11 protein-coding genes are annotated in these 14,861 nt (G+C 62.1%); 4 read left to right on the top strand and 7 right to left on the bottom strand.

What is annotated here, in order from left to right; translation table 11 throughout:
- Positions 1-150 precede the first annotated feature (150 nt).
- The gene (locus ATN38_RS15045) at positions 151-1,083 is read left to right on the top strand and encodes a hypothetical protein (RefSeq protein ID WP_218748185.1); all 933 of its coding nucleotides are present in this window, start codon (positions 151-153) and stop codon (positions 1,081-1,083) included.
- Here ATN38_RS15045 and ATN38_RS15040 read toward each other — a convergent pair.
- Positions 1,073-3,013, bottom strand: coding sequence for a prolyl oligopeptidase family serine peptidase (locus ATN38_RS15040; RefSeq protein ID WP_042452248.1), 1,941 nt, complete (start codon positions 3,011-3,013; stop codon positions 1,073-1,075). The genes ATN38_RS15045 and ATN38_RS15040 overlap by 11 nt on opposite strands.
- A gap of 76 nt (positions 3,014-3,089) precedes the next feature.
- Between ATN38_RS15040 and ATN38_RS15035 the strand changes: the two genes are divergently transcribed.
- Together ATN38_RS15035 and ATN38_RS15030 are read left to right on the top strand one after the other, a co-directional pair.
- The gene (locus ATN38_RS15035) at positions 3,090-4,343 is read left to right on the top strand and encodes a pyridoxal phosphate-dependent aminotransferase (protein ID WP_003943683.1); all 1,254 of its coding nucleotides are present in this window, start codon (positions 3,090-3,092) and stop codon (positions 4,341-4,343) included.
- Positions 4,344-4,852: 509 nt separating this feature from the next.
- Positions 4,853-6,115, top strand: coding sequence for a YibE/F family protein (locus ATN38_RS15030; protein ID WP_003943628.1), 1,263 nt, complete (start codon positions 4,853-4,855; stop codon positions 6,113-6,115).
- A 9-nt stretch (positions 6,116-6,124) separates the two neighbouring features.
- Here the strand turns inward: ATN38_RS15030 and ATN38_RS15025 are convergent, their stop codons facing one another.
- Together ATN38_RS15025 and ATN38_RS15020 are read right to left on the bottom strand one after the other, a co-directional pair.
- Positions 6,125-7,801, bottom strand: coding sequence for an Hsp70 family protein (locus ATN38_RS15025; protein WP_256931839.1), 1,677 nt, complete (start codon positions 7,799-7,801; stop codon positions 6,125-6,127).
- A gap of 149 nt (positions 7,802-7,950) precedes the next feature.
- A complete protein-coding gene (locus ATN38_RS15020) occupies positions 7,951-9,270 on the bottom strand; it encodes a UDP-glucose/GDP-mannose dehydrogenase family protein (RefSeq protein ID WP_218748183.1) in 1,320 nt (439 codons plus the stop codon).
- Positions 9,271-9,378: 108 nt separating this feature from the next.
- Between ATN38_RS15020 and ATN38_RS15015 the strand changes: the two genes are divergently transcribed.
- A complete protein-coding gene (locus ATN38_RS15015) occupies positions 9,379-9,903 on the top strand; it encodes a protein-tyrosine-phosphatase (protein WP_058038968.1) in 525 nt (174 codons plus the stop codon).
- Here ATN38_RS15015 and ATN38_RS15010 read toward each other — a convergent pair.
- The 4 genes from ATN38_RS15010 to gmd form a co-directional block, all read right to left on the bottom strand.
- Positions 9,875-11,299, bottom strand: a complete 1,425-nt coding sequence (locus ATN38_RS15010) for a polysaccharide biosynthesis tyrosine autokinase (protein ID WP_218748182.1) — start codon at positions 11,297-11,299, stop codon at positions 9,875-9,877. The genes ATN38_RS15015 and ATN38_RS15010 overlap by 29 nt on opposite strands.
- A 130-nt stretch (positions 11,300-11,429) precedes the next feature.
- Positions 11,430-12,755 (bottom strand): UDP-glucose/GDP-mannose dehydrogenase family protein, encoded by a 1,326-nt coding sequence (locus ATN38_RS15005; protein ID WP_165639189.1) that lies wholly within the window; start codon positions 12,753-12,755, stop codon positions 11,430-11,432.
- Between the two features lie 55 nt (positions 12,756-12,810).
- Entirely contained in the window at positions 12,811-13,779 is a 969-nt protein-coding gene (locus ATN38_RS15000) for a GDP-L-fucose synthase (protein ID WP_218748181.1), read from the bottom strand.
- Entirely contained in the window at positions 13,776-14,807 is a 1,032-nt protein-coding gene (gene gmd, locus ATN38_RS14995) for a GDP-mannose 4,6-dehydratase (protein WP_003943655.1), read from the bottom strand. The genes ATN38_RS15000 and gmd overlap by 4 nt, the downstream gene beginning before the upstream one ends.
- Positions 14,808-14,861 lie beyond the last annotated feature (54 nt).

Raw genomic sequence — 14,861 nt, 5'->3', positions numbered from 1 at the left:
GGAACCTGCCACCGTTTCCCCATACCGAACACCCTCTCCAGCGACGCGAAACCGGTTCGAGCTGTGGACAAGTGGTGTTCACTCACGGCTATCCACACCCCCGGGGTCACGGCTTCCTTTCCAGCGCCGGGCACAGCAAGATCGATCGACATGGGGGAACAGACACATATCATCCGCAGGCCGGACCAACTGTCGATCGGTCGCACCGATGCCGAGATCCGACAGGCCTGCGCTAGTGGAACCTGGGCCAGAATCCATCGTGGTGGGTACGTGGACAGCGGCCACCTGTCCCGCCTCGACGCATACGGACGACATCGATTACGGGCAGAGGCCGTGGCCTGCGCCGCTTCACCCGGTGCCACTGTCAGCCACGTCTCGGCTGCGGTTCTGCACGGTTTCGAACTCTGGAACACTCCGCTCGAGGTCGTTCACCTGTCCCGGAACCGGCGAGGTGGTGGCCGAAAGTCCGCTCGACGTCACGTGCACTCGACATGGCTGGCGGACAACGAGATCACCGAAGTCGATGGGCTGCGCGTCACGACTCCGGCACGAACTGTTGCGGATCTCGCGAGGACACTCACTTTCGAACAGGCTCTCGTCGTGGGCAATTCAGCGTTGCACCGTTCAAGGTTGCCCAAGGACGCGGTTGCAGCATCGCTGGCACTCAGCCCGAACGATCCGCGCCATCGACATGCGCTCCACGCGCTCACCGCGATGGACTCCCGTATCGAAAGCGTCGGTGAATCACGGAGCCTCGCATTGTTCCTGCACGAACACTTACCGCTCCCCGAACCCCAGGTCGACATCCACGACGCTCGAGGGTTCGCCGGCCGCGTCGACTTCCTGTGGCGTGAGCAGCGCACCATCGGAGAGTTCGACGGCCGCATCAAGTACGGCCGACTGGTGCCCGCCGGTCGCAGCCCCGAGGACGCGCTCTGGAACGAGAAGCTCCGCGAAGACCGACTCCGTGACGCAGGGTGGGAGGTCGCGAGGTGGACGTGGGCCGACCTGTCGACCCCGTCACTGGTGGCAAGTCGGATCCTGGCGGCCTTCGCGCGCAGCCACGGGGCCGTCAGCTACTGATCGCAGGCTTCCACAGCTCGAGCGTCGGAATGCCGGGTGGAGTGAATCCGAGCACCTGCCCGTAGAAGGACAGCTCGGCGTTGCGTGAGCTGATGATGGTCGACTGCTTGCGGAATCCGTGAGATTCACCCTCGTAGGCCAGGTACGCGTGCGGAATGCCCTTGGCCACCAGAGCATCCCGGAATCGCTCCGCCTGCGAGGGTGGCACGATCGGATCGTCGAGACCCTGGAGAAGCAACACCGGGCAGTTCAACCCGTCGACGTTGTTGAGTGGAGCACGTTCCGCGTACAGGTCGGCAGATTCCGGCAGCGGGCCGATCAAACCGTCGACGTAACGCGATTCGAAATCGTGAGTTTCCTGCACGAACAGGTCCAGTTCGGCCACGCCGAAATAGGAAGCACCACAAGCGAACACGTCGGACGTCGTCAGTGCGGCCAGAACGGTCCAACCACCGGCGGATCCGCCTTCGATGGCAAGGCGGGCCGGATCGGCAAGCCCCTGCTCGGCCAACCCGTTGACGGCGGTGACGACGTCCTGCACGTCGACGACACCCCACTGACCACGCAATCGATTACGGTACTCACGTCCGTAACCGGTCGACCCGCCGTAGTTCACGTCGACGACGCCGATTCCGCGGCTGGTGAAGAAGGCGTAGACGAGGTTGAGGGCCGGTGCGACGTGCGCCGTCGGCCCACCGTGAACAAACGCGACATACGGCGGTCGTTCATCGTCGAGCCCTTTGTATCGCGGACTGCGCGGCGGATACGCAACGGCGTGAACTTCTCGCCCGTGTCCGTGAGCCACGACGGCTCGCGCTTCCGGAAGGTAGGCAGACTCGGGCAATTCTTCGACCGACGAACGGATTTCGGTGAGTTCGCCGGTACCGAGGTCCAGTTCACGTAGCGCGCCCGCCAGTTTCGCGCCTCCCGAGATGAGCAGTAACCGATCGCCGCGAACTTGCATGAGGCCGATGCTGGTGACACCCGGGGTCGCGATGTCGCGCAGTTCCCCCGACGCCGGGTCGAGTACCGCCAGCGTGTCGGTTCCGACGGTGCGTGCGGTGAGAAGGTGCCCGTTGCCGAGTTCGACGAACCAGCGCCCACCGAAGCGCCACTGCGGGCCACCGAAATCCGCGTTCACCGGGCAAATCGGGCTGATCTTGCCGCCGACGCGATAGATGTTCCACCAGCCGCTGCGATCGCTGATTGCGTAGAGTTCGTCGTCGGTGATCCACTCCGGCTGCAGGACGGACTCTTCAAGTCCGCCGATCAGCACGGAATACGCCTGAGCGACGCCGTCGACGAGTGGAGCTACCCGCAGTTCGGTACCGTCCCAGGGCATTTGCGGATGGTTCCATGCGATCCAGGCGATCTTGGTTCCACTCGGCGAAAGCCTCGGTGACGAGAGGAAGTCCGAGCCGCCGACGATCGAGCGGATGTTGCCGGAACCGTCCAGCGGAATCGCGCAGATATCGCGAGTGATCGCCCCGTCCTCCGCGTGCGCTTCCCGAACCGCCCACACCTCGCCGTTCACGATCTGCAGGTCTGCGTATCGCCACGCGGCCGGCGACGCCGGTTCGGGCGTCAGAGCCCGTGGAGTGACTCCTTCGAGGATGTACACCCGTTGATCGGAGAATTCACTGAAGACCAGTTTTCCGGACTCGGTGACCGTCCAGGCGCCACCGCCGTACTCGTGAACCCTGGTTCGCGCGTTCCACGGCGCGGGGAGGATGTCGACGGGTTGGTTGTCGAGACCAGATCGACGGATCGAGGTCCGACCACCCTCGGTCGGACGAAGTTCAGCCCACCAGATCTCGTCACCGACGTATCGTCCACCCTCGACAGGATGCCCACCTGCAGCCAGATCAGCTGCTCCGATCGGAGAAGTCCACGATCCGTACGGGGCTGCAATCTGCTCGCTGGGGGTCATCGCTCGACAATAGCCAACGGGGCGTGCGACACGGTCCCCGACAATGCACTTGCACAGTGGTGGAATCATGTAACTCGTGAGCACACCAGAACCCGTCCGCCACCGTCAGCCGCAGCGCGAGCTGGAGCAGTCGTCGAAGCTCCAGAACGTCCTGTACGAAATCCGTGGACCGGTACACGCGCATGCCGCCCGGTTGGAGGCGGAAGGACACCGGATCCTCAAGCTCAACATCGGCAACCCGGCACCGTTCGGATTCGACGCCCCCGATGTGATCATGCGGGACATGATCGCCGCCCTGCCCTATGCACAGGGCTATTCGGAGTCGAAGGGCATTCTGTCGGCGCGGCGCGCAATCGTGACGCGTTACGAGCTGGTTCCCGGCTTCCCCGAGCTCGACGTCGACGACATCTACCTCGGCAACGGTGTTTCCGAGCTGATCACGATGACCATGCAGGCCCTCCTCAACAACGGCGACGAGGTTCTGATCCCAGCACCGGACTATCCCCTGTGGACTGCGATGACGAGCTTGTCCGGAGGCACGCCCGTCCACTATCTCTGCGACGAGGCCAACGACTGGAATCCCGATATCGCCGATATCGAATCCAAGATCACCGACAAGACCAAGGCTCTCCTCGTCATCAACCCGAACAACCCCACGGGTGCGGTGTACTCGATGGAGGTTCTGCAGCAGTTGGTCGATCTGGCACGCAAGCATCAGCTTCTGCTGCTCGCCGACGAGATCTACGACAAGATCCTCTACGACGACGCCAAGCACATCTCGCTGGCAACGCTTGCCCCTGATCTGCTGTGCCTGACGTTCAACGGCCTCTCGAAGGCCTACCGCGTCGCCGGCTACCGCTCCGGCTGGGTGGCGATCACGGGCCCGAAGGATCACGCGGCCGGCTTCCTCGAGGGACTCGATCTCTTGGCGTCGACCCGTCTGTGCCCCAACGTCCCCGGACAGCACGCCATTCAGGTCGCCCTCGGCGGTCACCAGAGCATCGAAGACCTGATCCTGCCCGGCGGCCGCCTGCTCGAGCAGCGCGACGTCGCTTGGGAGCGATTGAACATGATTCCGGGCGTTTCGTGTGTGAAGCCTCGCGGCGCGCTCTACGCGTTCCCTCGTCTGGATCCGAACGTCTACGAGATCCACGACGACGAGAAATTGGTTCAGGACCTGCTTCTCCAGGAGAAGATCCTGATGGTTCAAGGCACCGGGTTCAATTGGCCGAATCACGATCACCTTCGGATCGTCACCCTTCCGTGGGCCCGAGATCTCGCCGTGGCCATCGAGCGATTCGGCAACTTCCTCACCAGTTACAAACAGTAGATTCTCACGCTGAATCCGGCCGAAATCGAGTAAACAATTCGTTGTACAAATGCCCCGTAAACGTAAAACTGCGGGGCATTTGTGCGACCTTGGTCACATTTTTCGCAAACCAGGCGGTTTGATTGACTCTTTAACTATTTAGTGACCTGCCCCGATGTGAAAACGGTCCAACCGGTACGTGATTCGTTGTGAAATTGGTAGTTGGACAACGCGCCAAATCGGTTTGAAATTGGGTACATTAGTTAGCAGCACTTCGGTGCCGCGAGCACCTGGTATCCCTCCCCCCCCTGTGGATACCAGGTTGGTGGCGGGGACAACCCCCCCTGTTCCCCGCCACCCAGCTCGACCAATCCCAGTTTCACAACCCCTCATCGGTAGCACCGGTTTTCGCCGACTCTGCCTTGCAGCGACACTGCCTTTCACCGACACTGCCGTCAGAAGCTGACCATTCGCTTCGGAGCCGATAACATTGCACCGGTGCAAATCCCCAGTCCGACACTCAGTTTCCGATGAGTCACGGCCATGGCCACGGTGGCCCCATTCAGATCGGCCCCACCGCATCACGCGTCGTCATCGGGTTGCTCGTCGTCATCGGCATGGTCGTCGTCGCGGCAGCTGTCGCACTGTGGCCGGACAAGAACACCATTCCCGTCCCACTCCCCTTCCAGAATGCCGACGGCAGCTCGGTGGAAACCGAGGCGGGCACCGTCACGATGCAGGATCTCGGCGACTGCGGAAGTTCCTCTGCCGGAAGGGTATTCGTCGGTGCCCCGCAACCGCCGCCTACCTCCGCCTACCAGTGCCAGCGAAGTATCGTCGATATCGAATCCGGGCCGAATGCCGGAACGAAGACATTGCTCGAGGTCATTCCGGGCGCCGGTCAGCCGGACCTTCGCGTGGGTGACCACATTCGGCTGGTGCGTCAGACCGACCCGAACGGAAACACGCAGTACTCCTTCGAAGACTATTCGCGTGGGCTCCCGCTGGCGTTGATCGTCATCGCGTTCGCCGTCGTCATCATCGCAGTCGCACGGTGGAGAGGGCTGCGCGCACTCGTCGGCCTGGTGATCGCCTTCGGCGTAGTCGTCGGGTTTCTCCTACCCGCTCTGCTCGACGGCAAGCCTGCGATACCGGTTGCGCTGGTCGCCGGGGCGGTGATCTTGTACGCGGTTCTCTATCTGGCGCACGGGGTCTCACTCAAGACCAGTTCTGCTTTGCTCGGCACCCTTGCCGCCATGGTGCTCGCCGCGGTTCTCTCCTACCTCTGCATTGAACTGACACACCTCACCGGTTTGTCTGAAGAGCAGAACACCAATGTTCAGACCTATATCGAGCACATAGACATCACCGGCCTGCTGCTGGCGGGCTTCATCATCGGCTCGCTCGGCGTTCTCAACGACGTCACCATCACCCAGGCATCCTCGGCATTCGAGTTGGCCGAACTCGACAAGCATGCGTCCCGTCGAAAAGTCTTCGGCGGTGCGATGCGGGTCGGACGTGATCACATCGCCAGCACGGTCTACACCTTGGTTCTCGCGTACGCGGGTGGGGCGCTGCCACTGCTACTGCTCTTCAGCGTCAGCGGGCGCCCTCTTCAGGACGTCCTGGTCGGTGACGCCGTCGCAATCGAGATCGTAAGGTCCGCTGTCGGCGGAATAGCCCTGGCGCTTTCGGTTCCACTCACCACTGCCATCGCCGTGATTCTCGCCCGTCCGCCCGGTAGCGCGGTCAAGGCCGGCCCCACGTCAGGTGGCCGACACTCCAAACGCTGAAAGCGAGCCTCAGAGTCCGGGAATCGGTGGGAGAACCGGCAACAGAATCGGCGGAAGCCCCGGGATGTAGATCGCCGGCGGTGGCGGCGCGGGCGCGGGCGCGGGAGGCACGTAAGTGTCCTGCACGACTGGCGGAGCCTCGACGACCGGAGGGGCTTCCTCCGTCGTCGTCGGGGGCGCGGTCGTTGTGGTCGTCGGCGGCGGAGTAGTCGTGGTCGTCGGTGCCGTCGTGGTCACCTCGGTTGCCACGGGTCCGGCGTCCTCGGAATCGAAGACCTTTCCTCCGTAGCCCAATCCCAGCCCCACGATCACGATCGCCGCGATCACACCGGCGCCGAGGCCCGCGAACCGTAGCGGGTTTCTCGGCTCTTTGGATGTCGATTCAACGGGTTGTGTCCCGGCGAGCCAGGACGGGTGTGCGGTTCCTGCCCCGGGTCCCTCGCCTTCGTACATCGCCGAGTACGCCTGGGCGTCAACCATCACGGCCTCGGTGTCTGCGTCACGTTCTGTGCTGAATCCGTCCGTGGCCTGGTCGCTGTCGGCGACCACGAGATCTGCGGCCGGATCGAATCGTTGCTCGTGCCGGTTCGGTCGCGGCTGAGGCAGTTCCGCCGCGTAAGGGCTCGGCACCTGTTCTTGCGGAACGGACTTCGTGCCGGAAGTGACTTCGGACAACGCATTCGGCCGCTCCGATTCCGCGAGCGTTGCGACCCCTCCGTGGCTGAACGCCTGAACCGGAACGGGTACCTCCGCCGGGGTGTGGATCGGATACGGCGCAAAGATCGGCGCTACAGCCGGAACTTGAACCGGGGCAGATACCGCGCGCGCCGATGGCGTCATCGACGACTCCGCGATCAGCGCAGCGCCTTGAGCAGTCACGAGTTCCGGCTGCTCGGGCGCGACGAGGGGGCACTCCAGCCACGCGGCGAGGGTCGCCCGCACGATCGGAATGCGTGCACCGCCACCGATCAGGAGAATCGCGTCGGGGTTACGGCCGGACGTTGCGATGACCTCTCGTATCTCGCGTGCGAAGGCCTCCACCGACGTGACGACCAACGAATCGAAAACTTCCCGCGACAGCAGGAGAAGCCCGCCGGGGCCGGGCAGGCACACCGCACTTCGTGAGGACAGCTGTTCCTTCGCGAGTCGGCATCGCGCCTGCAGTTCGGCATCGCCGCCCGGGTCGGCCGGCGTAGCTATACGGCGACGCACGGTCTGATCCGAGTAGACGAGCTCGTCGAAGTGATCTCCACTGACCCGCGTCGACCGGGCGGTGACGACGGTAGACCGCATCTGCCTGTCCACAATGCTGATCGTCGATCCAGAACTACCGATGTCGACGACGACGAGTGTGCTCTGGTCGGTCAACGCACCGGACTCCTCGAGCATTCGAAGCGTCGCGACTACTTCGGGAACCAGCTCGAAGTTGTCGATGCCTTTCTGTTCGAACGCTGTTTGGAGTGCTCCGGCCTGCGCTTGATCCCGGTAAGCGACGACCGTATTGCTGCCGAGGTCGGCATTCTCGGTCAAGGCCACGCCGGTTGCCTCCGCTGCGACTTCCTCGGGAATCTCGCGGCCTCGATCGACCGCTCTGGATCGGAACACCGGACCACTGTGGTCGGGCGTCCCCGGGCGCGCCAAACGCACAGCGCTGGCTCCCACCGTCACACCCAAAACCAAGTTCATGATCCACCTTCGTCGACCGTCGACGGGTTCCGTCACCAGACCCCGTCATTCCCCGGCCGGAAGTCTACCCACTGGGCATGGTCTGCGAGGTTCGCGCATCTCACCTAAGGCCTTCTCGCAGCTATTTTTTCGCTACCTGGACGTTCGACCTACCGCCCCAATCCGCGATAGTTCCAACCGGCGGAGCGCCACAGGTCCGGATCGAGGCAATTTCTGGCGTCAACGATCACCCGCCGCCGAACGAGTGGTTCCAAATCGGCGGGCATCAATGAGGCGAACTCGTCCCATTCAGTGGCGATCAAGACCACATCAGCATTCCTGCAAGCTTCTGACGTGGAGGTTGCGTAGTGAAGGGTGGGAAACAGTCGGCGAGAATTATCCATTGCCTTCGGATCGAAAACGGTGACCGCCGCCCCGTGCAACTGCATCATTCCTGCAACGTTGAGCGCAGGCGAATCGCGTACATCGTCGGATTCGGGCTTGAACGCGGCTCCCAGCACCGACACGTTAGCTCCCAGCAAACTGCCATCGCAGGCTGCCGTCACCAGTTCCACAGCTTTTGTCCGTCGTCGCATGTTGATGCTGTCGACCTCGCGGAGGAAGTACAGCGCCTGGTCGACACCCAACTCCCCGGCGCGTGCCATGAACGCCCGAATGTCCTTCGGCAGGCAACCACCGCCGAACCCCAAGCCCGCATTGAGGAATCGTCTACCGATCCGAGCGTCGTACCCGAGAGCGTCGGCCAACATCGTGACGTCGGCGCCGGTCGCCTCGCACACCTCCGCAATCGCATTGATGAAGGACACCTTGGTCGCGAGAAACGCATTCGCAGATCCTTTGACCAACTCGGACGTCGCCAGATCGGTCACGAGGAAGGGCACCCCCGCGTCCAGTATCTCGGCATACACCTCGCGAAGAACGCCTTCGGCGTTTCCCGGCCGGTCACGATCGATCCCCAGAACCAACCGGTCAGGGCTCAAGGTGTCCGCGATCGCGTGTCCTTCACGCAGGAACTCCGGATTCCAGGCCACCTCTACCGAGCCACCCGCCGGCGCAGTCGCTCGGAGCCGCTCGCCGAGAGCCGCTGCCGTGCCTACCGGCACCGTCGACTTCCCGACTATCAGCGAAGGCTTTCGCAACAACGGCGCCAACATGTCGATCACCGAATGAACATGACTCAGATCTGCGGCGTACTCCCCCTTCTTCTGAGGCGTCCCCACACCGACGAAATGGATGTCCGCAAAATCCGCGGCATCGGAGTAGGAAGTCGTGAACTGCAGCCGACCCGACGCCAGATTCTTCTCCAGCATGTCGGTCAGACCCGGCTCGAAGAACGGGACCTCCCCACGAGACAACTTGTCGACCTTGGACTGGTCGATGTCGACTCCCAGCACGTCGTGGCCAAGTTCGGCCATACACACTGCGTGGGTCGCCCCCAGGTATCCCGTTCCGAACACGGTCATCTTCATGTGTTGTTGGTATGCGTCCGAACTTTCCGAAACGCGTACGCCAGGTGGGCGCGAAACCAACATCGGGCGTACGACGAGTGCGTCGCGTGTGCAACCTATGCTTCTGCCATGCACGTTCTCTTCGTTTGTACGGGAAACATCTGCCGATCACCCACGGGCGAACGCCTTGCACGTGCTTATGCCGCCGAAGCCGGGGTCACCGGATTCACCGCCTCGAGTGCCGGAACCCGGGCGATGGTCGGACACCCGATCGAGCCAACTGCTGCGAGGGTTCTCGCGGGGCTCGGCGGCGACCCCACGGAGTTTCAAGCCCGACGCATGACAACAGCGCTGGCCTCGGACGCCGACCTCATTCTCACGATGACCGAAAGTCAGCGAGACAAGGTCCTGGCGATGGCTCCGGCGCGGCTCAAGCGCACGTTCACACTTCGAGAAGCCGCACGGTTGGGCTCGCTCGCAGATGCAGGAACTGTCGAGGACCTCGCCGCCGCCAGACCCCGATTTCGTGCCACCGAACCCGAGGACGTCATGGATCCGATGGGTAAGGAAGAGAACGTGTTTCACGAGATCGGACTTGAGATCGCCGATCTCCTCGGCCCGCTGCTCAGCCGACTTCGCTTCGGTGAGCGTTGAGCGCGGGCACCGCGGTCAACTGCGGTAGCGACTTGTCCGACTCATAGTAGTAGCTGTACTCGTACGCATTGCGTCCGCGAGACGGCGTCATCGTGATGACAGTGCCCAGGACGTGCGCACCCACACTCTGTAGGTTTCCGACCGCGCGCGCCAGTTGATCGCACTTCGTGGAGCCGTGTCGGGCGATCACCAGGGCACCGTCCGACATCGCGGCCAGGACCGCGGCATCCGTGACGGGTAGCAACGGCGAGGCGTCGATGATGACGTAGTCGTATCGCGCCCGCAGTTCCTCGAGAACATGTTTGGCCGTGTCCGTGCCGAGTAGTTCGCTCGGGTTCGGCGGGATCGGTCCGGAGGCGAGCACTGTCAGCCCGTCGAACTCGGTCGGCTGAAGCACATCGTCCAGCGTCGCTTGACCGGAGAGCACCGAACTGACGCCGACACTTCCGAGCAATCCCAAATACTTCGATACTCGCGGCTTCCGGAGGTCGCCTTCCATCAGGCACACTGATTTGCCGGCCTCCGCCAAGACGAGAGCGATGTTCACGGCCGTGGTCGTCTTACCTTCGGAGGGAAGCGAACTCGTGACGACGATGACACGCGGTGGATGGTCCACCTCGAGGAACTGAAGGTTGGTGCGCAACTCACGGAAGGCTTCGGCACTCACGGAACTTCCGTCACTGAAAGCGATCGCGTGATTGACTTCGACGTCCTTGTCGAACGGGATCGTGCCCACCATCGCCGAACCCGCGATCTCTTCTACAGTTCGACGATCTTTCACCGTGTTGTCGAGTCGATCACGAATCAACGCAAGCGCGATCCCCACAACCAGTCCCGCCACCGCGCCGAGCGCGAGGTTGCGCGAAGTCTTGGGTGACACCGGAACAGTCGGCTGTTGAGCCTGCTGTTCGACGACCACACGTGCAGGCGGTGTTCCGCCGTTCTCGGGTGTCTCCAGTTCCTTTGCCAATGCCACGAATTCGGATGAGAGAGTGTTTGCGATCTCGCGTGCGAGTTCCGGTGACGCGTCCTTGACTGCGAGGTCGATCAACACAGTGTCGGGCGCCGACGTCGCAGTGACCTTGGAGGCCAACTCGTCAGCCGACATCCCGCCGACCACCCTCCGTCCCAGTTCGTCGATCGTCCGCTGTGCGAGTGTTCGGCCGGTCAGGAGTTTTGTATAGGACAGAACTCGCTGCTGTGAAAGTTGACTGCCCTGTAGTGCCTCGTTGACCGAGGTACCCGCCGACGTCGAAACGAACAGCCTCGTCGAGGCCTGGTAAACGGGCGTCGAAAGAAGAGAAGCGCCAAGGGCTCCGAGGATTCCGAGCACGGTTACAGCAGCGACGATTCGCCATCTGGCTTGCAATATCTTCAGGTAGTCGACAATTTCCATCTTGATGTCTCCTTCGGCTCACGCATGTCCACTGCGGGTCTGAGCGGTCTTTGCCGGTCGGACCGCGAGGGCGAACCGGGCTTTATCAATTTCGATATAGATCAGCTGCGACGGACGAGACGTCCTGTGCTCACGGGCGTCCCAGTCCGCGGTAGTTCCAACCTGCGCCTCGCCAGTCGTCGGGGGAAAGGCAATTGCGCCCGTCGACGATCACTTTGTTGCGAACCACCGAATCGAGATCGGACGGCTGCAACTTCAAGAATTCGAGCCACTCGGTCAATACCAGGACGACGTCGGCACCTTCGCAGGCCTCCAATGCATTTGCCGAGTAGGTCAGCGTCGGGAACAGCGCGCGCGAATTGTCCATGGCCTTTGGGTCGTACACGTTCACTGCAGCACCTTGGAGCTGAATCTGACCCGCGACGTTGAGCGCCGGCGAATCACGAACGTCGTCCGAGTCCGGTTTGAACGCGGCACCCAGAACTGCGACTCTCGCACCGAGAAGCGATCCGCATGCCTCCCGCGCCAGTTCGACCATGCGTGTACGTCTGCGCATATTGATGTTGTCGACTTCGCGCAGGAACGTCAGTGCTTGGTCGGCACCGAGTTCACCGGCGCGAGCCATGAAGGCGCGGATGTCCTTCGGCAAACACCCTCCGCCGAAACCAATTCCCGCGTTGAGGAATCGACGTCCGATCCGAACGTCGTGCCCGATCGCGTCGGCGAGTACTGTGACGTCGGCGCCCGCGGCCTCGCACACTTCGGAGATGGCGTTGATGAACGAGATCTTGGTGGCCAGGAAAGCGTTCGCTGACGCTTTCACCAACTCCGCCGTCGCAAGGTCCGTGACGAGAAACGGAATCTCCTCATCGAGGAGCTCTGCATAAACCTCGCGCGCAACAGATTCCGCTCGACCGCGGACATTTCGATCGACTCCGAGCACAAGTCGGTCCGGGTGCAACGTGTCCTGGACGGCAAATCCTTCACGGAGAAACTCGGGATTCCACGCGACTTCGACGCCGTCACCGATCGGTGCCAGTTCCCGCGCGCGTTTGCCGAGCCGTTCCGCGGTGCCCACCGGTACTGTGGACTTGCCGAAGATGACCGAGGGCTTGGTGAGCAGCGGCGCCAAAGTCTCGATCACGGCATCCACGTAGACCATGTCCGCGGCGAACTCACCCTTCTTCTGCGGCGTACCGACCCCGAGGAAGAACACGACCGCAAATTCTGCGGCTTCCTCGTACGACGACGTGAACTTCAGTCGCCCTCGATCGATGTTGTTTCGTAGGACCTCGCCCAACCCTGGCTCGTAGAACGGAACTTCACCTGCTGCCAGTTTCTCCAGCTTTGCCGCATCGACATCCACTCCGAGGACCTCGTGACCGAGTTCGGCCATACAGGCCGCGTGTGTCGCGCCCAGGTATCCCGTGCCGAATACTGCTATGCGAGTGCTCATGTTGCTCGATCTGCTTTCTCGAGAGTGTGCGAAGTGTGTTGATGGGAAAAGTGATTCAGGTGCGTACGGCACCGATGTTGTCGCGGTACCACGAGATCGTCGACGCGATTCCTTCGCGCAATCCGATTGTCGGCCGCCATCCGAGTTCACGAATCATGCTCACGTCCAGCAGTTTCTGCATCGTTCCGTCAGGCTTCGAGGTGTCCCACTGCGTCTCGCCGGTGTATCCGACCTCGTCGGCGACCATCGAAGCGATCTCGCGAATTGTGTGGTCTTCGCCGGTTCCGACGTTGACATGCGATGCACCGTCGTAGTTGTCGAGCAGATGCAGACACGCCGACGCCAAGTCGTCGACATGCAGGAATTCACGTCGCGGATTGCCACTCCCCCAGTTGACAACCGACTGGACTGCCGACGACTGCGCCTCGTCGTAACGCCGAACGAGTGCGGGAAGTACGTGCGATCCGTGCGGCGAAAAATTGTCTCCCGGGCCGTACAGGTTGGTGGGCATAGCTGAGATCCAGGGGCGACCATACTGCCGCCTGGCAGCTTGAACATGGAGTATTCCCGCGATCTTTGCTATTGCATAGGCGTCGTTGGTCGGCTCGAGATGCCCGGTGAGCAGGTATTCCTCCTTGATCGGTTGCGGTGCCAATTTCGGGTAGATGCAAGATGATCCGAGGAACAGGAGACGCTCGACGCCGTGTGCGAGGGCAGCGTCGAGCACGTTCACCTGGATGCGCAGATTCTCCGACAGGAAGTCGACGAGGAAAGTGCTGTTCGCCGCAATCCCACCAACTTTTGCTGCTGCGAGGATCACGTTGGTCGGCTTTTCGCGGGCGAAGAAATCGAAAGCAGCTTCCCGGTCACGTAGATCGAGTTCGGCCGAGGTCTTTCCGAGCAACCTCGTGAAGCCCGCAGATTCCAGGTGTCGCCACACCGAAGAGCCGACCAGACCTCGGTGGCCGGCCACGTAGAACGGTGCGCCTCGATCGAGTGGTCGCGCTGCGAATGAATCACTCATCGCGTCGCCGACCAGTCGGGAAGTGCCGGAGTGTCGATCCACGGCCGCCCTTCGTGTTCGAGCGCTTCGATGTCTGCCTCGACCATGATCCGGGCCAGTTCGGGTGTGTGCACGCCGGCCTTCCAACCGAGTTTGCGCTCGGCATGACTCGGATCCCCGATCAGTGCGTCCACCTCGGTCGGCCGAAGATACCGTTCGTCGAATCGAACGTGGTTTTCCCAGTTCAGACCTGCATGTTCGAACGCGACGGTCAGGAAGTCGCGCACCGAGTAGTTGCCACCGGTGGCGAGCACAAAATCCTCAGGCTCGTCGACCTGCAGCATGCGCCACATTCCCTCCACGTACTCCGGCGCATATCCCCAGTCGCGAATCGCATCGAGATTGCCCATGTACAGATGATCCTCGATACCTGCCTGGATGCGTGCGACCGCGCGCGTGATCTTCCGCGTCACGAATGTCTCACCACGCCTAGGGGACTCGTGATTGAACAGAATTCCGTTCACAGCGAAGATCCCGTATGCCTCACGATAGTTCTTGGTGATCCAGTACGAGTACACCTTCGCCGCACCGTAGGGCGAACGTGGGTAGAACGGTGTCTCCTCGTTCTGCGGTGGCGGTGTGGCACCGAACATCTCGGAACTCGACGCCTGGTAGAACCGGCAGTCGAGTCCGGCCATCCGAACCGCTTCGAGTAGTCGGATCGACCCGACGCCAGTGGTGTTCCCGGTGTGTTCGGGTTCGTCGAAGCTGACCCTGACGTGAGACTGCGCAGCGAGGTTGTACACCTCGTCCGGATTGATCTGCGCGAGTAGTGTCACCAGGCGCGCTCCGTCACTGAGGTCACCGTAGTGAAGAAAAAGTCGGGCATCCGCATCGTGCGGGTCAACGTAGATGTGGTTTATCCTCGAAGTGTTGAACGTCGAGGATCGACGGATCAGTCCGTGAACCTCGTAGCCTTTGGAGAGCAGCAACTCGGCAAGGTAAGAGCCGTCCTGCCCCGTGATTCCGGTAATCAGTGCGCGTTTCATCCTGCGTTCCTTCCGTTGCGGGACAGCCCGCCTGATAGTTGCGAAACCACGGTT

The organism is Rhodococcus sp. FH8 (assembly GCF_019266085.1).
GTDB classification, from domain to species: Bacteria; Actinomycetota; Actinomycetes; order Mycobacteriales; family Mycobacteriaceae; genus Rhodococcus_F; species Rhodococcus_F qingshengii.
The sequence above is the reverse complement of the archived record's forward strand: the minus strand, read 5'-3'. Positions and strand labels throughout refer to the sequence as shown.